This window comes from Sphingomonas sp. PP-CE-1G-424, assembly GCF_004341085.1.
Lineage (GTDB): Bacteria > Pseudomonadota > Alphaproteobacteria > Sphingomonadales > Sphingomonadaceae > Sphingomonas.
Map to the genome: position 1 here is coordinate 69,192 of NZ_SLXW01000003.1, position 24,914 is coordinate 94,105.

Below are 24,914 nucleotides of genomic sequence, written 5' to 3' on the forward strand. Positions count from 1 at the left end.
CGACCCCTTTTCCAGCGGCGCAATTCATCAGCGATCTAATCGCTCTGTTTGATCGTAACGCTTGGCAAAGCTCTTTTCTTTCGCGACAAACCCGTTTTAAGCTATTCGGCCGTCCGATACCATCGGCGGAATGCGAGGCGGGGGCGGCGTGATTGTTGGCATAGACCTGGGCACTACGAACAGTGCGGTGGCATATTGGCGCGACGGCGCGCCACAGCTGATCCCCAATGCGCTCGGCGATTTCCTGACTCCGTCCGCGGTCAGCATGACCGACGACGGTACCATCCTCGTCGGCATGGCGGCGCGCGACCGGCAGCGTTCGCATCCGGCGCTGACCGCGACCACTTTCAAGCGGCTGATGGGCAGCCAGAGGCAGGTCATGCTCGGCACTACGCGCTTCACGCCCGAGGACCTGTCCTCGCTCGTCCTGGCGGAACTGAAGCGGGATGCCGAACGCGAACTCGGCGCACCCGTCGACGGCGCGGTCATCACCGTCCCCGCTTATTTCAACGATCGCCAGCGCAAGGCAACACGTCGCGCCGGGCAGCTCGCGGGATTAACGGTCGAGCGCCTCATCAACGAACCGACTGCCGCTGCCTTGTCCTACGGTATCATCGATCGTTCCGACCGCGAACCGTTTCTGGTGTTCGACTTGGGCGGCGGCACTTTCGACGTGTCGATCGTCGAGATCTTCGACGGCATCATCGAAGTGCGCGCCTCGGCCGGCGACAACCAACTCGGCGGCGAGGATTTCAACGAAGTGATGATGGCGCTGGCTCGTACGCGCCTATCGCTACCGCATTATCAGAACAACGTCCAACTTCGCGAAACAATGCGCGGCGCAGCGGAGCGCACGCGGCGGATGCTCACCGACCATGACAGCGCATCCTTCGCGATCCTGTGGAACGATAGCGAATATCAGACCGACATCACCGCGGCGGATTTCGAACAGGCCGCAGGGCCGTTGCTCGACCGGCTGCGCGATCCCGTGCTGCGCGCGATGCGCGACAGCGACATCCGAGCGGGCCAGATGAGCGAGATCGTGCTGGTCGGTGGCGCGACGCGGATGCCGATCGTGCGCCGGACGGTGACCCGAATGTTCTCGCGCTTCCCTAACACTGCCGTTTACCCCGACCATGCGGTCGCGCTGGGTGCCGCGGTCCAGGCCGGGCTGAAGGCGCGCGACGCCGACCTCACCGAAGTCCGGCTGACCGACGTCTGCCCCTACACGCTAGGCGTCAACGTCTCCGAACTTACCGCGACCGGGGCGGTGCACCACGGCATCTTCGCGCCGATCATCGAACGCAATACCGTTCTCCCGACCAGTCGCGTCCACCGCTTCCAGACTGCCTCGCCGAACCAGAGCAAGATCGAATTCGGAATCTTCCAGGGCGAGTCCCGCCAGGTTAGCGCCAACATCCATCTGGGGTCGGTATCGCTGCCGGTGCCCCCGCGCCCGGCCGGCGAGGTCGTCATCGATTGCCGCTTCACCTATGACGTCAGCGGCTTGCTGGAAGTCGACGTGATCGTCCCCGAGACGGGCGTGCGCGAACAGCTGGTGATCCGCGACGAACAGGATCCGATCACCGAAGAGGAACTGGCCGCGCGGCGCACCTTGCTGGCGGCGCTAAAGATTCATCCGCGCGAGCAGCAGGTCAACCAAGCTTTGCTCAGTCGGGCCGAGCGCTGCTACGAATCGTTCATCGGCCCCAAGCGCGACCTGGTCGGCCGGCTGATCGGATATTTCGAAGGGGCGCTGGGCTCGCAGGATCCGCGGATGATCGCCGACGCGGTCAAAGCCGTAAGCGATCAACTCGACGAACTCGAAGGCGAACGCTACCTGTGATGGACGATAGCGGCTGGCACGGCACGACATCGTCGGTGTGGTCGATCCTCGGCATCGATCCGACCGACGACCAGACCGCGATCCGTCGCGCATACGGCAGGCGATTGAAAGCGATCGATCCCGAGGTCGACCCCGCTGCCTTCATCGCCCTGCGCGGGGCGCGGGACTCCGCGATGGATTGGGTGCGCGGCAGCGAGTTCCACGAGGTGGCGTTCGCGACGCCGTTCGGCTCGAGCGATCCGCACAGCCCCGATCGGCAGCATTCCGAGCAGGCGCCGGCGCCGACGTCGGATCAGTGCGTTGAGCCGAGCTACCCGGCGGATCTTCCCGAAGCCGCACCCACGATGGTGCCGTCCTTCGTCCCCGATACGACGCGGATCGACCGCTTGCACGCGCTGCTGTTCGATCCTGCCCTGGCTGCATCTGTGGACGATATCGTCGAGGCGACTCAGCGCGTTCTGACCGACCCCGCAATGGTGGCGATCGATCATGCCCAAAACGTCGAGGGGATGGTCGCCGACCTCATCTTCCGCGCTACGCCGCGCAGTGATCCCATGATCGACGTCGCAATTGCCCATTTCAAATGGGTTGCGGAGGGTGTCGAACTGCGGCGCCTCCCGATCGTCGACTGGATTCTACGGCGCCGCGAGGACCGGTATTTCGAGGTCGGGCTGCTACATCAGAATGGGTTCTATGCGGACCTGCTTACCGGTCTGCGCGAGCCCCCGCCCGTGCGCTGGGGCAGGTTGCGCGCGTGGCGATACGGGGCGGCGGTCGAATATCTGCTATCCTATCTGCAATCGCTTCACCCGACCGCACTTCCCGGCCTCAACCAGGACACCCTGCAGTGGTGGAACGCGCGCATCGCCGCCCAGCACCGCGGTAACCCGGTCTCGCGCTGGTTCCGCGAACGCTGGCGGCGGACCGTCTGGGAACGCGGGATCGGCGAAGGCCAGCAGCACCGCGCCAATCCGCTGCTGTATATCGGCATGTTCCTGTTTCCGTACATCTTCGTCTGGTTCCTGTTCCGCGCCCAGCACAGCATGAGGGCGCGTGCCTTGGGCATCGCCTATATTTTGATCCTCGTGCTGATCCCGCTGCCCAGTCCCGCGAGCAAAACCAAGCCGGTGTCGGCAGGGTCGGCCCACACCGCGTCCTCTCCTCCCGTACTGCAGCCACCGTTCGTCGATATGTCGTCCGACCTCCAACAGGTGCTTGATCGGATAACGGCGGACACCGTGACCGTGGCCGATCTCAAGCAGAAAAACCCGCCTGCATATGCTCAGTTGGCCAGCGCCTGGCAGTCCGAGAAGGCGGGCGGCCGATCCTTCGAGACGTTCGTCCCGCGCGCCTACGCGATCGTCAACAGCGTCTTCGCGTCCGCGTTACGCGGGCCGGACGCAAAGCTGATCACCGATAATGCCCGGGCCTATGTCAACCAACTCCACTGGGCGGCCCAAGGGAGCATGGCCCAATGCGTCGACGTCCTGAAGGGCACCGGCAAAGATCCGCCGTCACGTACTTTTGCCGAATACCAAGCCACGCTGTGAGGCCGCGCTTTGTTGGGAGGCCCCGTCAAGCCGAAGCCCAAACCCGCCGAACTTGGCGTTCCCCGCGCGATCGTCGCCGGAGCTGAATCTCGCTCGCAGCTGTCCCGTGCCGACTTCAAGGCCGCTCTTGCCTTTCACGGGAGTCCGGCCGCCATCTGCAACGCCAACATCGCCCTGATCGACGAAGCGACGTTCAAACCCAATGCCGTCAAGCTCGACTTCCTCCGCAACCTGTTCGGCAGAGATTACTAGGCTCGCAGAGGCAATTTGCCGTCATCCTATCGTCCATCTGCCTTTACGCTGACGGCATGCTCAATCGCGTCCCTTGCCATGTACACCTACATGCATCGGTTCGGGGAGGCAGATCGGGCGGCGACGTACCGCGACCCTTCATATACGCGCAGTTAGAACCGAGGTCCTGATGACGCGCGTGTCCATGTGACCTTCCGTCCAACTAGGGGGCAAGGCTAGATCGTTTCAAAGAATATGCTCATCCTCAATCAGATTAACGCTGTAGCCTTTTCCACAAAACGAATATTTGCCTCGTCGATGGCGCGATAAAATTCCAGCGCTGCTTCTCCTTCGGCGAAGTTTTTCTTCGCCTTGCTGCTGAAGGCAGTAGCGGGAACATGAAGAGCTTCATTTGGAGAATGGACGCTGCGGACTAACAGGGGTTTGCCGGCCACCTCTGCCTTGATCTCTACGATAATTGGTGGGTTCCCGTTGTTCGTTTCGGCAGGATCGAACCAACCGTCCGGTGTTTTGTCGCGGCTGCATTTAGGCACGGCAGCACTGCGACCAACAAAGCCTGCGCCACCGTTGACCGATCCGACCCCGATCGAGAGCGCCTGGTTCATTTGCGCCGCTGCGGAGTTAAAGAACACCTGATAGGATCGGAGCACCACCGGCCGCTGTTCCAGGCGTCGCGCGAGCGATGAAGCGCGGAGCGCGGCGTCTAGAGTATCAAGCCGTTTACGGGAGCGGCCCTCGTCACTGAGAACACGGATCCCAAAGCTGCAAGAGAAGATGCTAGCTGACAGGTTGCGCTGTCTGTCTTCACCTGCGGTACGGTGATCGATGATCAGGGGCCTCGGTGCCGGTGCCGGTGCGGCACTCGCCGATGTGACTATGGCTAGGGCGGCCAGCTTGTACGTGATAATAATAACGTCCCCTTTTTTAGCATCCTAGTATGCGCGAACGTTGCTGCAACGTGGCAGATACATTCGGCTGTCCTATTCTGCACGTGCATGTGCACGTGCGCGGACCGCTCGCTACCGGACCGCACCGGACCGCACCGGACCGCACCGGACGGCTCCGGCAGTCGGCACTCGTTGACGTTGAGGGGCTCCAGTATAAGATGACGTACCGATCAATAATCGTTCCGCTTTGGGCGTCAGGTGGTGTTTGATGGTATTAACCTTTGCCTTACTTATAGTGTCCGCGGGTGCCGGTGCACCGACTTGTCCTGTTGGCGCACAATGGAGCATGCGCCCCCTACCAATGCGCAACAAAAACGTTGTCCGTATCGCGGATGTTGTATTGGTATTTAATGGAGCGCCGCTATCAGACAGCCTTCTGCGCGAGTATCTTCGGACCGGCGCTCGAATATTGCCGCGGCCAGGGCTGGTTATCGATACGACCGACATGCCGTGTGCGATCAAAACGCGGATCGTTGCTTATGCGGAGGCTGTAGGGGGATGCACACCCGAGACCTGTAGCGCCTATGCGATGGGCTATAGGCCCACCCCACCAGCGCCGCCTCCTCCAGGTGGCAAATGGCCGTAACAAAAAACCTTTTACTTGGAGAGCTTATGAGAAATTGGTACGTGAATATGGGTGCAGTCACACTGGCGCCGCTTATAGCTTATCCCGCTATCGCGCAAAACACGCCCACGGCGCGTGCTAGTTCCGGCTTAAGTACTACGCGTTGTGAGTTACATGTTTGGCCGTCGGAGAAGTTGGGCGGGCATGGTCTTTATTTATACAATGAAATAATAAGAGGTGGGTCATCCAAAAAATAAATTAATAAATCAATGAGTGACCTGCTTACTCCAAGGTCACAAATGTCAGCGATGCGAGACGTCGTCGTAGCTACAAGCCTGGGCCTGCCAAGTGCGACCTTGGTTGTGGATCATCAATTGCCTCTTGACCATAAAACCGTAAATAAAGTTAAAGAGCGACGTTCTGATTCTAAATCAATATGCTACTTTGAGTTAATTATGACATCTCATTCGTTGATTGAAGATGTTGTAGGGAGTGATAGGTTTTCATCAGGTTTTCTATTTCGTAACTTTGGCGCCAGCATGACTGAAAAAATACGATTAAAGGCGTGGGTGGGAACAAGTTGAAGATATTCACTCAGTCAGAGCAATTGCGGCCCACTGATGCACCTCGACTAGTGGCAGAGTCGGTTCGTGCAAACTTCTTGGAGTATGCGAAAAACGCACGTCCAAAGATCACTTCTTCAATTAGACTTTAGCTGATACCAAGGGTTTGGTGCTCAGCAGTTGGACGGAGGCGATCATAGAATGGCCAACGGGATATCTGACGATGGTTGAATTGGTCATGACAAGGTTGTCAACAAACGAACGGGGCTCTGGATAGGTGAGGTTCTCGAAATTAATCCTTTTTGTGGAGGCTGCAGCGTCAGCCGACGTCCGCTGACGCCATCTGCCTTCCCGATAGCGGACGCTCTGCTTTCCTTTCCCATCACGACATTCGCGAGCGGATAGGCGGCCTCAAAAATCGGTCTTATCGCAAAGCTGAACCAGCGTTCGGAGTTGGGAAGCTAGGGAAGGGGCGTGAGCGTCCGATTGTGGTATCCGTGGCTGACCTTATTCGTTTTAAATTTGGCAGTTCGAAGAGGCTGATTACAAATAGGGCGGCTTGGCACGAAGATGGTCAGACGCCGTCATTTGCTTCACGCAACGATTTGCAGATCCAGATCGCCGGCTAGATGACGTCGACGTCTCGTCCTTTGGTTTCGCGACCCAGCCACGCCACCAGTACGAGAGAAGCGGCCGTCGGTACCAGAACTAGACCCGCTACGGTCGCCAGCGGCGGGACCGCACCTGCAATCGCGAGTCCTTGTGCGCCCAGGCCACCGGCTTTGGAACAGGCCGCGACCCATCCCGTGGCGCGCCCACGAACGCGTGCCGGGAAGCTCTCGGCGACATAGGGCAGCAAGATGGCGATGATCGCGTTGACGCCTACGATCAGCGCGGCGACCGGCAGGACGGGACTGACGGCGCCGGATTGCCGCTCGACCCATAACACACCGACGAGTCCCAAGGCGAGCATCGCGATGGCTGCGAGAAGCGCACCCTTGCTGCTCCAGCGGCTGTAGAGCAGCGCTGCGACGAAGATCGTAGGGACCGCGATCAGCGACGCCTTGGCGAGCAGTCCGCTAGCCACGCCGACGCTATAACCGCGAGCGACGAGGTCGGCGGGCAGCCAGAGCAACAGGCCGAAATTGGCGCAGCCCCAGGCCAGCGCGGCGATGCTGAAGGCGACGAGCGCTCCGGCGTTGCGCAAGGTCGGCCGTGCGGCAACGTCCGCCCCATCACTCGACGGCGCGTCCTGCCTCGTCACACGCCCGCCACCGAAGCGCGCGAGCACCATCTCCGCCTCGTGCGCGCGCCCCTGAACGACCAGGAACCGTGGCGATTCCGGTATCAGCCGACCAAGAAGGATCAGCAGCAGTCCGGTCGGCAGATTGGCCAGCCACAGGATCCTCCACCCGAAGATCGGCTGGAGGAGCGCCGACAGGCCGCTGGCCGCGAAATAGCCTCCCGCCGCGCCCAGGCCGCCGATGAGCACGAGGCTCCAGCCGCGGTGTCGGTTCGGCATCATCTCGGCGAGCAGCGCATAGGTGACCGGCAGCATCCCGCCGGCAGCCGCACCCATCATGAAACACATGGCGATGTTCCAGGCGAGGCTCGGCATCGCGCCGCAGATCGACGTGCCGACGAACATCACCGCCGACAGCAGGATCGACGCCTTGCGCCCGTATATGTCCGCAACGAAGCCCCACACGATCGATCCCGCGACCGTCCCCGACAGCGCCGAGAACGGCACCAGCGAGGCGGTGGCACGCGACACGCCATATTCGCTCGTCATGCCCGACAGGGTGAAGCCAAGCGCGGCGGGCTTCATGACGTCGATCACCAGCGCCACGATCAGTGCGCCCATCATGACCCAGTGCGACGCGCGCAACGGTGCATCCTGCAGCCCGGTGACGGTCATATGCCTCAACTGCCGCCGCAACCGCATGGCATCGCCCGGTAGCAACCCATAGGCGGCGAGGCCGGTCCCGCCGACGATCAGCGCCATGCCGAACAGCATGCCGACGTCCATCGGCATGCCGGCCATCCGGTAGCCCATGCCGCGAGCCATCAGAAACATCGGCAGATGCAGGGCGACCCCGATCGTCACCGCGATACAGCCGAGCACGAAGGCCCACAGACCCCGCCTACCGGTCACCATCGTCTGCATTTCCCCCTCGTTTCGCCACCGCGTTCCGCGCCGTGGTCGTTTGCGCAGCGGCTACCGATACGCGCAAGCTCACCTTGGCATTTTAGATCGTATCGCGACAGATGTTTCCCGCCGGGCACGGGCACATGCCTTATCCAAACCGATCGAGCATTTCGGTCAGCATGGGCCGGAGACGGGCGATCTCATCGCGATGAACCGATGACAGACCCGCGAGCATCGTCTCGCCCTCGGGCGTCAACCGCAGCAGCGAGCGGCGCTTGTCGCCGTCGGAATTGTAGCGAACGACGAGGTTCGACCCCTCCAGCCTGTCGATCAGTCCCGAGGCGCTATGCGGCTTGAGGACCAGCCGAGTCGCGACATAGCCGATCGTGATGTCGTCGACCGGCGCCGCCCGGATTGCGAGCAGCGCCTGATGCTGTTGCGGCGCAAGCCCAGCCGCCGCCGCCGCAGTCTCACTGAAGGTCGTGAACAGCCGCAGCGCATGGCGAAAATCCGCCAGTGCCCGATAATCGGCGTCCTTCAATGCGTCCGTATCGCTCATCGTAGTCAGCCCGTGTTGATATATATCGCACTACGATATAATAGCCTGCCTTCCTTGGAGGCGAAAGACTCTCATCATGATCGCAGCGGTACGAGCAATCGAAAACCACCGGCTCGCGGACCATAGCGCCGACCGGCGAATGCTGATGCTGGCGGCGATGGCGATCGTCGTCGGGACCGGCGGGGCGCTTGCGGCATGGATGCTCATCAAACTCATCGCGCTGGCGACCAACCTCTTCTGGTTCGGTCGACTTTCCACGCGGTCAGCCGCGATCGTCGACACGCTCGTCGGGCCGTGGATGGTCGCCATTCCCGTTATCGGCGGTCTCATCATCGGCCTGATGGCGCGCTACGGCTCCGACAAGATCCGGGGGCATGGCATACCCGAGGCGATCGAGACGATCCTGTTCGGCGAAAGCCGGATGTCGGCCAAGGTCGCTCTGCTCAAGCCGCTATCCGCCGCGGTATCTATCGGCAGTGGCGGGCCGTTCGGGGCGGAAGGGCCGATCATCATGACCGGCGGGGCGATCGGATCGCTGTTCGCGCAACGCTTCCACATGAGTGCCGCCGAGCGCAAGACACTGCTCGTCGCGGGCGCGGCGGCGGGTATGACCGCGATCTTCGGGACGCCGCTTGCCGCGATCCTGCTGGCGGTCGAGGTCTTGCTGTTCGAGTGGAAGCCGCGCAGCTTCGTACCGGTGGTGGTCGCCGTCTTGGTCGCGTTCGCGTGGCGGCCGGTGCTGCTCGACGGCGGTCCGATGTTCCCGTTCGTGGGTACGACGCCATCCGGGGGGTGGCCGATCGCGTTCGCCGCGGGAGTCGGTCTTGCCACGGGTATGCTGGCGGCGGCGCTGTCGGTCGCGCTTTACGCGGTGGAGGACGCGTTTCATCGCCTCCCGGTGCACTGGATGTGGTGGCCGGCAATAGGCGCGGTCGTCGTCGGTCTCGGCGGACTGGTCGACGCGCATGTCCTGGGCGCCGGCTATCCAAATATCCAGGCGCTACTCGACGGGTCCCTCGCGGTGCGCGTCATCCTCGCGCTGCTAGTCGTGAAGGCGATCGTCTGGCTGGTCGCTTTGGGATCGGGCACGTCGGGCGGCATCCTCGCGCCGTTGCTGATCCTGGGTGGCGCCGCGGGGGCGCTGATCGGCCAGGTCCTGCCCGGCGGTTCAGGGTTGTGGGCTATGATCGGGATGGCCGGCATCATGAGTGGCGCGATGCGGGCACCGATCACCGGGGCGCTGTTTGCCACGGAACTGACGCGGCATTTCGATGCCTTGCCGCTGACCATCGCCGCCGCCGCCGCCGCTTATGCGGTCAGCGTCTTGCTGATGCGGCGATCGATCCTGACCGAGAAGATCGCGCGCCGCGGCCGGCATATCCTGCAGGAGTATAGCGTCGATCCCCTCGATCTGATGCAAGCGGAGCAGTTGATGTCACGCGCGCCCGCGACGTTGCCAGGTTCGATGACGACCGCAGACGCGACGACCTTTTTCGCGGATCGTGCCGAGCATCGGAGCTATCCGGTCGTCGACGATGCGGGTCGCGTGCTTGGCCTGGTGTCGCGGACCGACGCGTTGCGCTGGCGGACGATGCAACCCGGCACCGACGTGTCGCTGACCGAGACCTTGTCGGACGCTTCGCTGCTCGTGGCGTATCCCGATACGCCGATCGGAGTCGTGGCCGACATGATGGTCGAATCCGGCATTGGACGCGTGCCGATCGTCGCGCGCGATACGCGACAGGTCGTCGGCATCCTCTCGCGTCAGGACTTGCTCAAAGCTCGCCGCACGCAGCGTCAGTCGGAAACCGGACGGGCCGGTTCGCGCTAGCAGCCTGAACTCCTAGTTGCGCGTCCGCGCCGTCGTTTGCACCGAATGCTATCGACGATACCGCGATCGCCTCCCCGATCAGCAGCAGCGCGGGGTCATGATCGCTGATCGTCTCGACCAGGAACGCGAGCGCCGACAGTCGGCCGCGCAGGATGCGTTCGCTTGGGAGCGAGACGTTGACCGCGACCATGACCGGCGTGTCGGGCGCGCGCCCGGCTGCGACCAGGTTACGCGCGACTTCGCCGGCGGCAGCGCGACCCATATAGACGGCGAGCGTGGCATCGGGCGCGGCGAGCGCGGTCCAGTCGAGATCGAGCGCTTCGCCGGCGCGGGCGTGCGCGGTGACGAACGTCAGCTTCCGCGCGAGGCCGCGCAGCGTCAGCGAGGCGCCACCCGAGGCCGCGGCGGCGCTGGCGGCGGTAATGCCGGGGCAGATCCGCACCGTGATGCCGTTGGCGGCGAGGTGCTCGAGTTCCTCGGTCGAGCGGCCGAAGATCGACGGATCGCCGCCCTTGAGCCGGACGACGCGCTTGCCGGCGAGCGCTGCCCCGGCGAGCAAGACGTTGATCGAGACCTGATCCTTCGAATGCCGGCCCGATCGCTTGCCGACACTTACCCGCTCGATGCCGTCGGGAATGAGTGCAAGGACGCCCGAGCCGACCAGCGCGTCGTAAAACACGATGTCGGCCGCCGCGATCAGCCGCTCGGCTTTCCGCGTAAGCAGGTCGGGATCGCCGGGCCCGGCACCGACTAGCCAGACCGAACCGGGCGGGAAATCATGCGACATGGGCTGATCCTTGCGTGACGAGGAGTTTGGCGAGGGCAGGGCGGCACGATCCGCAATTGGTGCCGGCTTTCAGTGCCGTACCGATCGCGGGGACGTCGGCGAGACGCTGGTCGGCGATCGCGGCGAGGATGGTCTTCAGCCCGACGTCGAAGCACGCGCAGACGATTGGCCCGCGATCGACCTGAGCGCCTGGCGCGCGGCCGGCGAGCAGGGTGGGGGCGGCGATGGCCTCGCTCAGTTGCGCGACGAGCCAGTCGCGGGGCGGAAGTGTACCGTCCCGGGTCACGAACAGCACTGCGGCGAGCTTGCCGCCCTCCAATATCGCGATCCGGCGCGAGCCCCGAGCCGCATCGACTGCCTCGATCCGCTGGCCCTTCGGCAGCAACGCGTCGAGTGCGGCGGCGTCGCCGTTGCCCGCCATGTCCCACGCCGTTCCACCCGGTACCGCGACGCGCGTCGCCCACAGGCAATCGGGGCGCGTCGCCAGTTCGCTGCGGACCACGACGAAGCCGCGCCACTCGGTTGCAACCGGTTCGATCCGGACGGGGGTCGCCTTGAAGCCCGGCTGGCCCGAGACAGGGTCGGCGAGCGGGCGGGGGAGCAGCCCCGCGCGGCCCCCGGTCGCGGTGCGGTCTGTCCAGTGGATCGGTACGAACAGCTCGCCGATCCGCTGCGTCGCGACGACGGTCGCGCGGAAGACACTGTCGCCCTGCGGTGTGATTACGCGCGCCAAGCCGCCATCGATGATCCCCAGTCGCATCGCGTCGTCGGGGTGGACCTCGACCAACGGTTCCTCGCGGTGGCGCGCGAGCTTGGGCGACAGGCCGGTACGGGTCATCGTGTGCCACTGGTCGCGGTAGCGCCCGGTGTTGAGCGTCATCGGCCATTGCGCGAGCGGCGCGGCAACTGGCTTTTGCGCCAATGCTACGAGGCGCGCACGGCCATCGGGTGTCGAAAACCGGCCGTCTGCGAAGGGCGCGCCACCCCAGCGAAACGGCGTCATCGCATCGTATTCCGCATTGCCCTTCGCGGCGTGACCAGGAAGCGCGAACATCCGCGTGCCGTCATTCTCATACGCCGATAACCGGCAATGCTCGCGCCAGATCTCGGCCGGCCGGTCATAGGAGAACGCGGTTTTCCAGCCCATCCGCCGACCGACTTCGCAGATAATCCACCAGTCCGGTTTTGCGTCGCCGGGCGCGGCCATGAACGCGCGCTGGCGGCTGATCGTGCGGTCCGAGTTGGTTACGGTGCCGTCCTTCTCGCCCCAGGCAGCGGCAGGCAGGCGGACGTGCGCGTGGACCGATGTGTCGGTCGTCTCGATCACGTCGGAGACGACGACGAACGGGCACGCCGCCAGCGCCTCGCGAACGCGGCCGGCGTCGGGCATCGACACCGCGGGGTTGGTCGCCATCACCCACAGCGCCTTGATCCGGCCGTTGCCGAGTTCGCGGAACAGGTCGACCGCCTTCAGCCCCGGCTTGGTCGCCATGTTGGGCGCGGCCCAGAACCGGCCGACACGGGCGACGTTCTCGGGCGCAAAATCCATGTGCGCGGCGAGTGACGACGCGAGCCCGCCGACCTCGCGACCACCCATCGCATTGGGCTGGCCGGTGATCGAGAAGGGCGCCGCACCCGGCTTGCCGATGCGCCCGGTCGCGAGGTGCAGGTTGGTGATCGCGTTGACCTGATCGGTGCCCGACAGCGACTGGTTCACGCCCTGGCTGAACATAGTGACGGTCTTCGGCGTCGCGGCGAACAGTTCGAAGAAGCGCCGGAGGTCCTGCGGCGGAACGTCGCAGATGCGCGCTACCGACCACAGGTCGCTGCCCTCGTCGAACTGGTCCCAGAACGCATCGGGCGTCGCGACGTGTGCGGCGAGATAGTCGTGGTCGACCACGCCCGCGTCACGGCACCACGCGAGCAAGCCATTCATCAGCGCGACGTCGGTGCCGGGCCGGATCGCGAGATGGAGGTCGGCCTCGTCCGCGGTCTCGGTCCGGCGCGGGTCGATCACCACCAGCTTCGCGCCGGCGTCGCAGCGCGCGCGGATGCGTTGATAGACGATCGGGTGGCACCAGGCGGTGTTCGATCCGACGAGCACGATCAGGTCGGCGGCGTCGAGATCGTCGTAGCTCGCGGGGACGATATCCTCGCCGAACGCGCGCATGTGGCCCGCGACCGCGCTCGCCATGCAAAGCCGCGAATTGGTGTCGATGTTCGCCGAGCCGATGAAGCCCTTCATCAGCTTGTTGGCGACGTAATAATCCTCGGTGAGCAGTTGTCCGGAGACATAGAAGGCGACGCTGTTGGGGCCGTGCTGCGCGATCGTGTCGCGGAAGCGTTTGGCGACGAGGTCGAGCGCCTTGTCCCAGGAGGCGCGGCGCTGGCCGATCATCGGGGTGAGGAGGCGACCTTCGAGCCCGATCGTCTCGCCGAGATGCGTGCCCTTCGAACAGAGCTTGCCTGTGTTGGCGGGGTGGTCGGGGTCGCCTGCGATCGTGACGCGGCGTTCGCCGGTCGGCGTCGCGAGTATGCCGCAACCGACACCGCAATACGCGCACGTCGTGCGAACGGCCGCCATTAGCCCTCTCCCCCTCGGGGAGAGGGTTGGGTGAGGGGCAGTTGGGACGGGCAGCACGCGCCCCAACCCCTCACCCCGACCCTCTCCCCAGAGGGGAGAGGGAGCAGTGGGACGATCACGCGGGTGGAAGCCATTAGCCCTCTCCCCCTCGGGGAGAGAGTTGGGTGAGGTGCAGTTGGGAAACGCCGCACGTGCCCCGACCCCTCACTCCGATCCTCTCCCCAAAGGGGAGAGGGAGCAGTGGCGCGCTCATGCGGCGGCTTTCATGGTCGAGGTGCGGCAGAGGAGCACACGGCCACCGCTCACCTTAACCGGGATCACCGGCGTACACCCCTTGTCCTCGCCCAGCGCCTCCCCCGTATCCAGCGCGATGCGCCAATTATGCAGCGGGCACGCCACCGCGCCGCCATGCACGATGCCCTGCGACAACCGTCCCCCCTTGTGCGGGCACCGATCCGCCAGCGCAAAGACCTTGCCGTCGCCGGTACGGAACACCGCGATGTCGTCGCCACCGGTGACCTGCACCGTGCGGCTGCCGCGGACCGGGATCTCGTCGACCCAGCCGATATCGAGCCATTCGCCGATCATGCCATTTCCCTCGTGCTGTCGATGGGCGTGAACCGCGCCATCGGCGCATGCTGTTCGCGGTGCTCGCCCGCCGCGCGTGCCGCCCACGGATCGTCCTGCGTGAACTGCTGCGAGAACAGGAACCGTGCCGCCAGCGCATCGCGGCCCTCCGGATCGTCCGCGATCCGCTCGCGGATATATTCCACGCCGATCCGCTCGATCCACGGCGCGGTGCGCTCCAGATAGCGCGCTTCCTCGCGGTACAACTGGATGAACGCGGCGCAGTACTGCATCGCCTCTTCCTCGGTCGCGACCTTGCACAGGAAGTCGGTCGCGCGGACCTTGATCCCGCCATTGCCGCCGACCGACAGCTCGTAGCCGCTGTCGACGCAGACCACGCCGAAATCCTTGATCGTCGCCTCGGCGCAGTTGCGCGGGCAGCCGCTGACCGCGATCTTGAACTTGTGCGGCATCCAACTGCCCCAGGTCATCCGCTCGACCTTGACGCCGAGCCCGGTCGAATCCTGCGTTCCGAACCGGCACCAGTCCGACCCGACGCAGGTCTTCACAGTGCGCAGCGATTTGCCGTACGCATGTCCGCTGACCATCCCGGCGGCATTGAGATCGGCCCAGACCGCGGGCAGATCCTCCTTCTTGATCCCGAAGATGTCGAGCCGCTGGCCGCCCGTCACCTTGACCATTGGCGCATCGTATTTCTCGACGACATCGGCGATCGCGCGCAGCTCGCGCGGGTTGGTGAGCCCGCCCCACATCCGCGGCACGACCGAATAGGTGCCGTCCTTCTGGATGTTCGCGTGCACGCGCTCGTTGACGTAGCGGCTCTGCTGGTCGTCCTTGTAGTCGCCCGGCAGCGCGCAGAGCAGATAGTAATTGAGCGCAGGCCGGCACGACGAACACCCGTCGGGGGTCGACCAGCTCATCTTCTGCATGACTTCGGGGATCGAGCGCATGCCCTGCGCGACGATCTCGCGGCGGACGTCATCGTGGCCGAAGCTGGTGCATTTGCACATCGTCTTGACCGAACGTTCGCCCGAATACTCGTCGCCGAGCGTGACCGCGAGCAACGTCTCGACCAGTCCGGTGCACGATCCGCACGACGCCGATGCCTTGCAGGTCGCGCGGACCGCATCGAGCGTCGCGTTGCCGGCGCCGATGCATGCCACGACCTTGCCCTTGGTGACGCCGTTGCAGCCGCAGATCTCCGCATCGTCGGAGAGCGCCGCAACGGCCGCCTTAGGGTCCGCAGTGCCTCCCCCCGAGGCGAACGACTGGCCGAAGATCAGCATGTCGCGGATCGGCGCGATGTCTTCCGCCCGCTTGAGCAGGTCGAAATACCAGCCGCCATCGGTCGTGTCGCCGTACAGCACCGCGCCGACGATCCGGTCGTCCTTGACCACGACGCGCTTGTAGATGCCGCGCGACGCATCGCGCAGGACGATGTCCTCCGCGCCTGCACCACCGGAGAAATCGCCCGCCGAGAACACATCGAGCCCGGCGACCTTCAATTTGGTCGAGGTCGCCGATCCGCGATAGCCGCTGTGACTGTCGGTCAGCCCGTCGGCCAGCGCGCGGCACATGTCCCACAGCGGCGCGACGAGGCCGTAGACGTTGCCGTCATGCTCGACGCATTCGCCGACCGCGAGGATCGACGGGTCGCTGGTGACCATGTGGTCGTCGACCTTGATCCCGCGGCCGATCTCCAGCCCGGCGTCGCGCGCGAGGGCCACGGAGGGGCGGATGCCGACCGCCATGACGACGAGGCTCGCGGGGATCAGCGTGCCGTCTTTCAGCAGCACGCCCTCGACGTGGGTATCGCCGACGATCTCGGCGGTGTTCGCCTCGGTGAGGATGACCTGGCCGCGCGATTCCAGCGCCGACTTGAGCAACCACCCTGCCGCCTCGTCGAGCTGCCGCTCCATCAACGTCGGCATCAGGTGGATCACCGTCACCTTCATCCCGCGCAGCGTGAGACCGTGTGCGGCCTCCAGCCCGAGCAGCCCGCCGCCGATGACGACCGCCGCGCCGCCCTTGCCCGCAGCCTCGAGCATGTGATCGACGTCCGCCATGTCGCGGAACGAGATCACGCCAGGGAGGTCCTTGCCGGGGACGGGGATGATGAACGGATCGGAGCCGGTCGCGATCAGCAGCCGGTCGTACGATACCGTCAGCCCCGACCGTGCGGTCACGGTCTTTGCGGCGCGGTCGATCGCCTGCACCGGGTCGCTCGTCACCAGCTCTATGGTGTTGGTCGCGTACCAGGCGTGATCGTTGATGATGATCTGCTCGAACGTCTTCTCGCCCGCCAGCACCGGCGACAGCATGATGCGGTTGTAGTTCACGTGCGGCTCGGCACCGAAGATCGTCACGCGGTACCGGGTCGGATCGCGCGCGATCAGTTCCTCGACCGCGCGACAGCCGGCCATGCCGTTGCCGATCACGACGAGATGCTCGCGCCGCTTGGAAAAGGGGGTGTCGGGGAAGGGGGTTTGGTGTTCCATCAGATCATCCAGTCGGGTTGGAGCCGGGGAAGGGAGGGTCATGCGGGGAGCGCGCCGTTGACCGAGCGGTCGCTGGTGCGGCGTGCGTCGAGCGCGGCGTCGAGCAGCGCGCGCTCGTTCGATTTGTGCGTGGCGGAGAAGCGGACGGCTAGCGCGCAGACCGCGGTGCCTGCGACGACGTAGCCGAGCACGATGAGGCATTGCTGCGGGGTGGCCGAGGCCTTGTTGAGAAACCCCGCCGCGACCGCGCCGATGTTGCCGCCTGCGCCGATCAGCCCGGCGACACCCCCCAGCGCCTTGCGGTCGATGAACGGCACCAGCGCATAGGTCGCGCCGCACGCCATGTGCGTGAACAGCCCGAACATCGTCATCGCCAGGATCGCGAGCGTGACGCTGCCGGCATGACCGAACAGCACCAGCCCGACGCCTTCGCCGAGCATCAGCGCGAACAACAGCAGCGCGCGGCCGTCGAGGCCCTTCACGAGCGCGATCCGGTCGCTCGCGATTCCGCCGAGCGCACGCGCAAACAGGGCAAGACCGCCGAAGATCCCGGCCGCCAGCCCTGCGCTAGTCAGCGAAAGCCCGAACCGGTCGACGTAGTAGCTCGCTGCGATGTTGTGGATGAAGATCTCGACGCCGAAGCACGCGCCATAGGTCGCGGCGAGCATCCAGGTACGGTAATTGGCGGCGGCGCGGCGGAAGATCGCCATCCCCGTAGCCTTGCCGCCGTCGAGTTCGATGCCCGCGGCGCGGAGGTCTACGATGTCGCCCTGCGGCGTGTCCTGCGTGTAGCGCGCATAGACGAACGCCATCGCGACCATCGCGACGCCCGGCACGAACATGGCGGCGCGCCAGCCGAACGCGTGCTCGACGCCGAGTCCGACGAGCGCCGCGACGACCAGCGGCATCAGGCTCTGCGCCGCACCGCCGCCGGCATTGCCCCAGCCGCCGACGGTCGCGTTGGCGGTGCCGACGACGTTCGGCGCGAACATCACGCTCGTGTGATATTGCGTGATGACGAACGACGCGCCGATCGCGCCGATCGCGAGGCGGAAGAACAGGAACGTCTCGTAGGTCTGCGCGAACGCCAGCCCGAACACTGGGATCGCGCCGAGTAGCAGCAGCCACGTGTAGGTACGCCGCGGCCCGAACCGGTCGCAGAGCGGCCCGACCACCAGCCGCACCAGGATCGTCACCGCGACCGCGGCGATGTTAATGTTGGCGATCTGGTCTTTGTTCAAGCCGAACTCCGCCTTGATCAGCGGCATAAGGGGCGCGGCGGCGAACCATGCGAAGAAGCATACGAAGAACGCGGCCCAGGTAACGTGGAACGCGCGCATCTGCGGCGTGGCGGCACTGAACAGGTCGATCCGTGTGGCTTTCGAAGCGGCGGTGTCGATAGCTGGTGATGCGAACAGCATGATTTCCCCCATCTGCGGCGGACAAAGAAAAAGCCGCCCCGACGGCGACCTTGCGGACGCATCGGAGCGGCTTCGTTGCCTATGGACGATCGGTGGATCATCCTACGCGGTCAGGTCCCTTCGTTGGAACCGGTCTCGCGATGATTTCGTGTCCGACTCCCTTGCCGGACGATGCGAAGATGACCGAAGTGGGCGGGTCACGCAAGCGTCATTTCGCGGGTGCAGCAGATTTGGGTTTGGCCGGGCGATTGACGCTAAAACACCCCTCCCTGAAAGGGAGGGGCAGGGGGTGGGTCGGCTTCCGCAAGTCCGAACCGCAGTGGCTCAAGCTGGCCGACCCACCCCCAACCCCTCCCTTCCAGGGAGGGGCGAAGGCAATGCCTAGGGCAAGCCGGCCAGATACCCCTCGATATCATCCGGATCGAACGCGCGCCGGTCGAAGAACGCATCGCGCCCGAGGATCAACCGCCCCTGCGTCGATCCCGCGCCGATGCTGTCCGCGCCGATAGCCCCTTCGAGCTTCGAACTCGCATTCGGCAACGGCGCGCCCGAGCCCGCCAGCGCCGCGCGGTACACGTCCGGTCGGAACACCCCTTGCGCGACGTCCGCCTCCTCGGCCGAGAACGGCGTGCCGTCCCAGCGTACCATCTGCGAATACAGCCACGCCGCCTGACTGCGCCACGGGAAGTTCGCCGCCTCGCGGTACTGGAACATGAAGTCGGGCACGTGGATCGGCCCCGCATCCTTCACCAGCCGCACCCGGTCGCCGATCGCCCGCGACACCGCATCCACCGGGGCATCGAGATACTCCGCGCGAGCAAGTATCGCCGCATTCTCCTCAAGCGTGTCCGGATCGACGAACTGCGCGGCGGCAGCGTGCAGTGCACGGATCAGCCGGTGGACCACGTCGCCACGCTCGGCCAGCGTCGCGGCGCGCATCGCCAGCACCTTTTCGACGCCACGCTGCCAGACCTGCGCGGTTACCAGCGCGATCCGCCCGACGCCGCGATCGACCGCGACGCCGTTCCAGGGCTCGCCGACGCAGATGCCATCGACTTCGCCCGCCGCCAACGCATCGGCGGCGAAAGTCGGACTGGTCGTGACGATCTCGACGTCAGTATCCGGCCGGATGCCTACCGCGGCGAGCCAGTAGCGCAGCATGTAGTTATGGCTCGAATAGCGATGCACCACGCCGAACCGCAGCCGCCGCCCCGTCGCGGCACGCTCGGTTGCGACTGACTTCAGTCGCGCACCCAGCACCACCGGATCGCCCAGCGCATCGCCCTCCATGACCTGTGCCGCAAGCGGCAGCGACAGCGTGATCGCATTGCCGTTGAGCCCCAGCACGAACGGCACCGCCATAGGCACCGCTGGCCGCCCACGCCCCAGCGCCGTCGCGATCGCGAGCGGCGCGACCATGTGCGCGGCGTCGGTGTGCCCGTACAACAGCCGATCGCGCACCGTCGCCCAGGTCATGTCGCGGACGAGTTCGATCTCCAGTCCCTCGGCCTCGGCGAACCCGCGTTCGCGCGCGAGGATCGGCAGCGCCGCATCGACGAGCGGGAGGAAACCGATGCGGACCCGGTCGAGCGCCATCACAAATCTCCCATGAGCGCATCGCTGGTGATGATCGCGTCGGCGATCTCGGCGATCCTGCGGTTGGATCGCATCGCCTGCGCGCGAAGCAGGCCGTACGCGGTCGGCTCGTCGATACCGCGGCGTTTCATCAGGATCGCCTTGGCACGGTCGACGGTGGTGCGATCGGCGAGCGCGCTGCGGGCTTCGTGCAGCTCGGCCTGCAACCTTGCGAACGCCTGGAACCGGCGGATCGCGAGGTCGATGACCGGCTTGATCCGCTGCTTGGCGAGTCCGTCGACGATATACGCCGAAACCCCCGCATCGACCGCGGCAGCGGTGGATTCCGCATCGCTCTGGTCGACGAACATCGCGATCGGGCGGGCCAGTGCGCGTGATACCGCGAAGAATTCCTCAAGCACGTCGCGGCTGGGGTTCTCGAGGTTGATCAACACCACTTCGGGCGCCGCCTTCTCGAGCGCGGCGACCATACCCAACGTGCCGTCGATCACGACGATATCGTCGAGCCCCGCCTCGCGCAGGCCGTCCGAGATGATCGCCGCCCGGGTCGTGCTCGTGTCGATGATCGCGATCCGCATCGGGCGGTCTTATGCTGCACCGATCCTGATGGCGAGGCCACATCGATCAAGGTCGTACAGTAGGCGAAGAGAGCGGGTACGGCCTGAGACCGATCGCTGGGCTAAACAGCCAAACTGGTATTGAAGAATCTATGCCTGAACGTATTTCTAAGCTGCTGAAAATGATAGCAATCGCCGTTAATATAGGGCGAAAGTTGGAACGCCGCTAATTACCTGTAAACAACTGCTTATGGGGCGACGCCCCCGCCCGCGCGGCGATGGTCACTCGAAAGTGAGTGGCTTCAGCGTTGAGCGATTGCGATCAGCGCAAGTGCCTATATCATCGAATGACACCGTCGGCATCGGGACCGGCTTCTTCAGCCTGACATCGATCATGACGTCCTTCGATAGCGAGATTTCGCCCAGAAACGTGGTGGGTCGCGGACAGGCCGCGACCCACCAAAGGGGTCAGAACGAGAAGCCCGCCGACAGCTTGACCGTTCGCGGTGGGTTGCCGCCGATGCTGTACGACGACCGCTGACCAAAGGCCGGATCGCTCGCATTGCTGTTGAAGTCGACATAGTTGCGATCGTTCATCACGTTCAGGATATCGACGCGCATGCGGATTCGCGCCTGATCGCTGACGAAGCCGATCGGCACATATTTCGTGAACGCGAAATCCAGCTGGCGGCGGCCCCAGACATCGCCGAGGCTATCCACCTGGCGCCCGACAAGGATGCGCCCGAACGGATCCGCATTGTCGATGAAGCCCTTTACAAATGCCGGCGATTCGATCTGGAACTTGCTCGAGAAGGTCACGCCGATCGGTGTGTCGACGCTGCCCGCGATCACGAGCCGGTGCCGTGGCACGGCCGACGAGCGCAGCGTGGGGTAATCCGAGATCTGCGCGTAATCGAGCGAATAGGTCTCCCCGAACTTCCGGTTCTCGTCTGCCCGGGTGTAGGTGTAGGTGGCGTCGATGCTCCACGGCGAGGATGCCGAATAGACCTTGGTCAGCTTGAAATAGGCAGCGTCCGAGTTGGTCTTCAGGCCATTGCTGCCGAGAATGATCGAGCCATAACCGTTTGGCGTGAAGGTCGTGGGCGACTGCGGTATGTCGGTGGCCGAGGTCGGATCGTTGAAGAAGAACGAGCCGTCCGTCCTGCGATTGCCGAGCAGGAAGACGAACCCGTCCTTGCTTTCGATGTGCGTGACGCCGACCTCGAGCTCGACCGGCGAGAAGCGACCGCGCACGCCCAGGCTGAACTGGTCCGAATAGGGCACTTTGAGATCGTTGTTCATGAAGCGGAACTCGCTGCCGCCGCCGGTCGCGGCGCCGAGCAACTGCTGACGTCCGGCGTCGGTCAGGTAGATCGGATTCCACGCGATGCAGGTCTGGCTGGGCGTGCAGGGATTGACCGAGTCATTGCCGATGAAGTTGAAGCTGCGGACCTGGAACCGGCCCTGGCTGACCTCCTGCTGCAGGAAGTCAAACTGGTTGCGATCGTACGACCGGCCATAGCCGCCGAACATCGAGAAGCGACCCGCCTCGTCGAAGCGATAGGTGAAGCCAAGCCGCGGCTGCCACGCGCCCTTGAACGCCTTTCGCTTGCTGCCGTCGGTGATGAAGTCGTTAATGTCGTAATCGGCGTTTCTGAGGTTCGGATAGTTTTCGGGCGACACCGCCGCCACGTTGACCGCCGGCGTCACGTAATCGAGATAGGCGGGCGTCCGCTCGTAATCCCAGCGCAGGCCGAGGTTCAGCGTAAGGTGGCTGGTGACGTCCCAATCGTCCTGCGCGTAGAAGCCGAGCTGGAAGTTGTTGGACCTGACCGTCGCGTTACCCGACGCATCCGTCGTTGCACCGAACTGGAGTCGGTAGGGCAGCGTGTCGTTGAAGGCGACGCCGGGGATCGCGTTGACGTCATAGGTGTATAACGGGTTGGTCAAGTTCTGCTCGAGCGAGTTGAGCTTCACCCATTTGGCCTTGCCGCCCACCTTGATCGTGTGGCCCTTGAAGCCGGTGAACGTGAAATCATCCTGCAGGGTCCAGCCCTTCTGCCCCTTCGACTGGAAGTTGCTGCCCGCGCCGAACCGCAGGATGTCATTCCGCTGGACGGATGTCCCGAACCGTTCGGTCGACTGGAAGAACTGCGTTATGCCATCGGTCGAGGGCGTCGGTGAGAAGATCGCATTCTCATAGGACACACGCACATCGTTGATCCACTGGTCGCCGGTATGCTGCCAGCGGAGCAGCCCGCGCTTATCTTCGACCTTGTTCAGCGTGGCGGTGCTCGCCGCATCGATTCCGGTGATGTTCTGAAGCCCGGATTCCTTGCGGTACTTGCCGGACAGTTCGATCAGGTCGTTATCGGTCGGCACGATGTCGATCTTGCCGAAATACAGGTCTTCCTTGAACTGCTGCGCGAACGTCCCGAAATTGTCGCGATACTGCTCCGGAACGGACGAAATCGGGAAGTTGTTGTTCGGGCGGACATCGTACGGGCTGGAGATGCGCTTGCCTTCGTAGGTGCCGAAGAAGTGCATCTTGTCCTTGATGATCGGGCCACCCAATGCGGCGCCGAACTGTTTGTTGCTGGTGTCGGTCTTGGGGATATAGGTCGGAAATATTTCGCTCGGCCGACGATCACGCAGGTCCTGATTGGTGAAGTCGAAAAACGCTTCGCCGTGGAATTCGTTGGTTCCGGACTTCGTGCCTGCGGTGATCGCGACCGAGCTCACCTGGTCGAACTCGGCCTTGTAGTTGGACGACAGCACCTGATACTCGCCGATCGCGAGCTGCGGGAAGGGATTGCCCGAGCTGGTGTCCTGGCCGGTGATGCCGTTCTTGAGGACGTAATCCTTCTGGCTGACGCCGTCGATGAAGACGTTGACCGTGCGGCTGTCCTGCGCGCCGCCCTGGATGCGCGACGAACCGCTCGAATCCTCGATGAAGCGGACGCCGGGGGCGAGATCGGCGAACGCGAGGAAGTTGCGGTTGTTCTGCGGCAATTGCTCGATCAGGCGCGACGAGATGACGCTACCGACCTGGCCGCCCGACAGCGATCGGATGCGGTTGCCGGTGACGATGATCTCGCCGCCGGATCCTGCCGCCGCGGTATCGGTGCCGGCTTCGGGTGTCGTGGCGGGCGCGGCACCTTCGGTTGCGGGAGCAGCCGGGTTGGGCGCGGTGGCCAGATCGAGGTCCAGGCCGGCGGTCTGGCCGACGCGCAGCGTGAACGCGTCCGAATTGCGCGTGCCGTTGCGCTGCTTGATCTCGAGCCGGTAGGTGCCGGCGCGCAGCGACGCGAAGTTATACGCGCCTGCTGCGTCGGCGGGCACGACCCGGCGGATGCCGGTAGAGATCTCGACCGCTGCGACTTCGATCACCGGATTGTCGGCCGGCGCCGTGAGTGTGCCGCGCAACGACGCTTGGCCGACCTGTGCCGACGCGGGCGCCGGCGCGAACAGCAGCCCGCTGGACAGCGCCGTCAGCGATACCACCGCCGCACGCAACATCATCTTGTTCATCGTAGTTCCCCTTTTCCCGATTGTTCGGGTGTCTTGTTGTGGACATCGAAAAGCATTGGACCGGTCGACTCGCGGACGACCACGACGGGCACGCGGTGCTCGATCAGGCCGTCGTCTTCGCCCGCGATCGCCTTTACCAGCCGCGCGACGGCACCCGCTCCGAAACTGGCGATGTCGATGCTGGCGCTGGTCAGCGACGGCGAGAGGAGGCGGGTCAGCGGGACGTCGTCGAAGCCGCAGATCGCGACCTGGTCGGGGACCGCGACGCCGGCGCGTTTCAGCGCCATCATCGCGCCGATCGCCATCATGTCGTTGGCGGCGAAGATCGCGTCGAACTCGGTGCCGTCGTCGAGCAGCGTCGCCACCGCGCTGGCCCCGGCGGGCTCCCGGAAATCACCCGGGAGGACGTGCAGCGCGAGGCCGGCGCGGGCGCAGGCATCGCGCGCGCCGCGCAACCGCTCCTCGGCGTCGATGTTGCCCTCCGGGCCGGCGATGTGGACCAGCCGCCGCCGGCCGCCCGCGATCAGATGCTCGACCAGCGCGGTCGCGCCCGCGACATTGTCGATGCGCAGCTCCGAACGGCCGACTTGGCCGGGCGCGCAATTGACCAGGATGGCCGGCATGCCCTGCGGCAGGTGCGCGAGCAACTCGCCGGCTGACACCTGCGGTGCCATGACCACCAGCCCGTCGACCCGGCCACGCATCGCGTGCAACGCCGCGACGCCGCGCTGCGCGTCGCCGTGCATGACCATCATCATGAGGTAGAGGCCGAGCTCCGAAGCCTCGCGGTCCATGCCGCGCAACAGTTCGGAGAAGAATTCGCCATGCAGGTCGGGGACCACGACGCCGATCATCCCCGACCGCGCCGAACTCAGATGTCGAGCCGCGGCGTGGGGAACGTAGCCGAGTCGCGTGGCGACGCTTTCGATGTGCGCGCGGACTTCCGGACGGACGTTGCTGTGCCCGTTCAGCGCCCGCGATACGGTCGCCACCGACACCGCGGCCTCACGGGCAATATCGCGGATGGTGGCGTACGGCATGAAGCGTCAGGGTCCCCTCTGGCACCGGTCTTACGTGTTGCGACCGGCAT

General features: G+C 64.7%; 17 protein-coding genes. 5 read left to right on the plus strand and 12 right to left on the minus strand.

The features are described from left to right. The first annotated feature begins 130 nt into the window (after positions 1-130). Genes C8J43_RS10615 through C8J43_RS10625 form a run of 3 tightly spaced genes read left to right on the plus strand, consistent with a single transcriptional unit; the run spans position 131 to position 3,648 of the window. Positions 131-1,846, plus strand: a complete 1,716-nt coding sequence (locus tag C8J43_RS10615) for a molecular chaperone HscC (protein ID WP_347812506.1) — start codon at positions 131-133, stop codon at positions 1,844-1,846. After that, complete coding sequence (locus C8J43_RS10620; protein ID WP_133030885.1) at positions 1,846-3,396, plus strand: hypothetical protein; 1,551 nt, start codon at positions 1,846-1,848, stop codon at positions 3,394-3,396. The genes C8J43_RS10615 and C8J43_RS10620 overlap by 1 nt, the downstream gene beginning before the upstream one ends. Positions 3,397-3,408: 12 nt before the next feature. Beyond that, a complete protein-coding gene (locus tag C8J43_RS10625) occupies positions 3,409-3,648 on the plus strand; it encodes a hypothetical protein (protein ID WP_133030886.1) in 240 nt (79 codons plus the stop codon). A 248-nt stretch (positions 3,649-3,896) separates the two neighbouring features. Here C8J43_RS10625 and C8J43_RS10630 read toward each other — a convergent pair whose 3' ends face one another. Further along, positions 3,897-4,280 (minus strand): hypothetical protein, encoded by a 384-nt coding sequence (locus C8J43_RS10630; protein WP_133030887.1) that lies wholly within the window; start codon positions 4,278-4,280, stop codon positions 3,897-3,899. 1,149 nt (positions 4,281-5,429) lie between these two features. On the opposite strand from C8J43_RS10630, the gene C8J43_RS10635 reads away from it, so the two are divergent. Then, positions 5,430-5,744, plus strand: coding sequence for a hypothetical protein (locus C8J43_RS10635; protein WP_133030888.1), 315 nt, complete (start codon positions 5,430-5,432; stop codon positions 5,742-5,744). A gap of 604 nt (positions 5,745-6,348) precedes the next feature. Here the strand turns inward: C8J43_RS10635 and C8J43_RS10640 are convergent. After that, positions 6,349-7,890, minus strand: coding sequence for an MFS transporter (locus tag C8J43_RS10640; RefSeq protein WP_133030889.1), 1,542 nt, complete (start codon positions 7,888-7,890; stop codon positions 6,349-6,351). A gap of 130 nt (positions 7,891-8,020) precedes the next feature. Further along, a complete protein-coding gene (locus C8J43_RS10645) occupies positions 8,021-8,431 on the minus strand; it encodes a MarR family winged helix-turn-helix transcriptional regulator (RefSeq protein ID WP_133030890.1) in 411 nt (136 codons plus the stop codon). 76 nt (positions 8,432-8,507) lie between these two features. On the opposite strand from C8J43_RS10645, the gene C8J43_RS10650 reads away from it, so the two are divergent. Further along, complete coding sequence (locus tag C8J43_RS10650) at positions 8,508-10,262, plus strand: chloride channel protein (protein ID WP_243645516.1); 1,755 nt, start codon at positions 8,508-8,510, stop codon at positions 10,260-10,262. On the opposite strand, the gene cobA is transcribed toward C8J43_RS10650, so the two are convergent. From cobA to C8J43_RS10700, 9 genes are all read right to left on the minus strand, one after another. Next, complete coding sequence (gene cobA / locus C8J43_RS10655; RefSeq protein ID WP_133030891.1) at positions 10,207-11,049, minus strand: uroporphyrinogen-III C-methyltransferase; 843 nt, start codon at positions 11,047-11,049, stop codon at positions 10,207-10,209. The two genes, C8J43_RS10650 and cobA, sit on opposite strands and share 56 nt — an antisense overlap. Beyond that, a complete protein-coding gene (locus tag C8J43_RS10660; protein ID WP_133030892.1) occupies positions 11,039-13,633 on the minus strand; it encodes a nitrate reductase in 2,595 nt (864 codons plus the stop codon). The genes cobA and C8J43_RS10660 overlap by 11 nt, the downstream gene beginning before the upstream one ends. 249 nt (positions 13,634-13,882) lie before the next feature. After that, entirely contained in the window at positions 13,883-14,221 is a 339-nt protein-coding gene (gene nirD, locus C8J43_RS10665; protein ID WP_175518279.1) for a nitrite reductase small subunit NirD, read from the minus strand. After that, positions 14,218-16,719: a nitrite reductase large subunit NirB gene (nirB, locus tag C8J43_RS10670; RefSeq protein ID WP_133030893.1), complete on the minus strand. Its 2,502-nt coding sequence runs from the start codon at positions 16,717-16,719 to the stop codon at positions 14,218-14,220. Before nirB ends, nirD begins: the two co-directional genes overlap by 4 nt. A gap of 38 nt (positions 16,720-16,757) precedes the next feature. Continuing rightward, positions 16,758-18,140, minus strand: a complete 1,383-nt coding sequence (locus C8J43_RS10675; protein ID WP_133030894.1) for an MFS transporter — start codon at positions 18,138-18,140, stop codon at positions 16,758-16,760. Positions 18,141-18,521: 381 nt separating this feature from the next. Then, positions 18,522-19,736 (minus strand): CmpA/NrtA family ABC transporter substrate-binding protein, encoded by a 1,215-nt coding sequence (locus tag C8J43_RS10685; RefSeq protein ID WP_133030896.1) that lies wholly within the window; start codon positions 19,734-19,736, stop codon positions 18,522-18,524. Further along, positions 19,736-20,314: an ANTAR domain-containing protein gene (locus C8J43_RS10690; RefSeq protein ID WP_060525221.1), complete on the minus strand. Its 579-nt coding sequence runs from the start codon at positions 20,312-20,314 to the stop codon at positions 19,736-19,738. Before C8J43_RS10690 ends, C8J43_RS10685 begins: the two co-directional genes overlap by 1 nt. Before the next feature lie 447 nt (positions 20,315-20,761). Next, positions 20,762-23,824, minus strand: coding sequence for a TonB-dependent receptor (locus C8J43_RS10695; RefSeq protein ID WP_243645517.1), 3,063 nt, complete (start codon positions 23,822-23,824; stop codon positions 20,762-20,764). Continuing rightward, complete coding sequence (locus C8J43_RS10700; RefSeq protein WP_133030897.1) at positions 23,821-24,864, minus strand: LacI family DNA-binding transcriptional regulator; 1,044 nt, start codon at positions 24,862-24,864, stop codon at positions 23,821-23,823. The genes C8J43_RS10695 and C8J43_RS10700 overlap by 4 nt, the downstream gene beginning before the upstream one ends. Between the last annotated feature and the right edge of the window lie 50 nt (positions 24,865-24,914).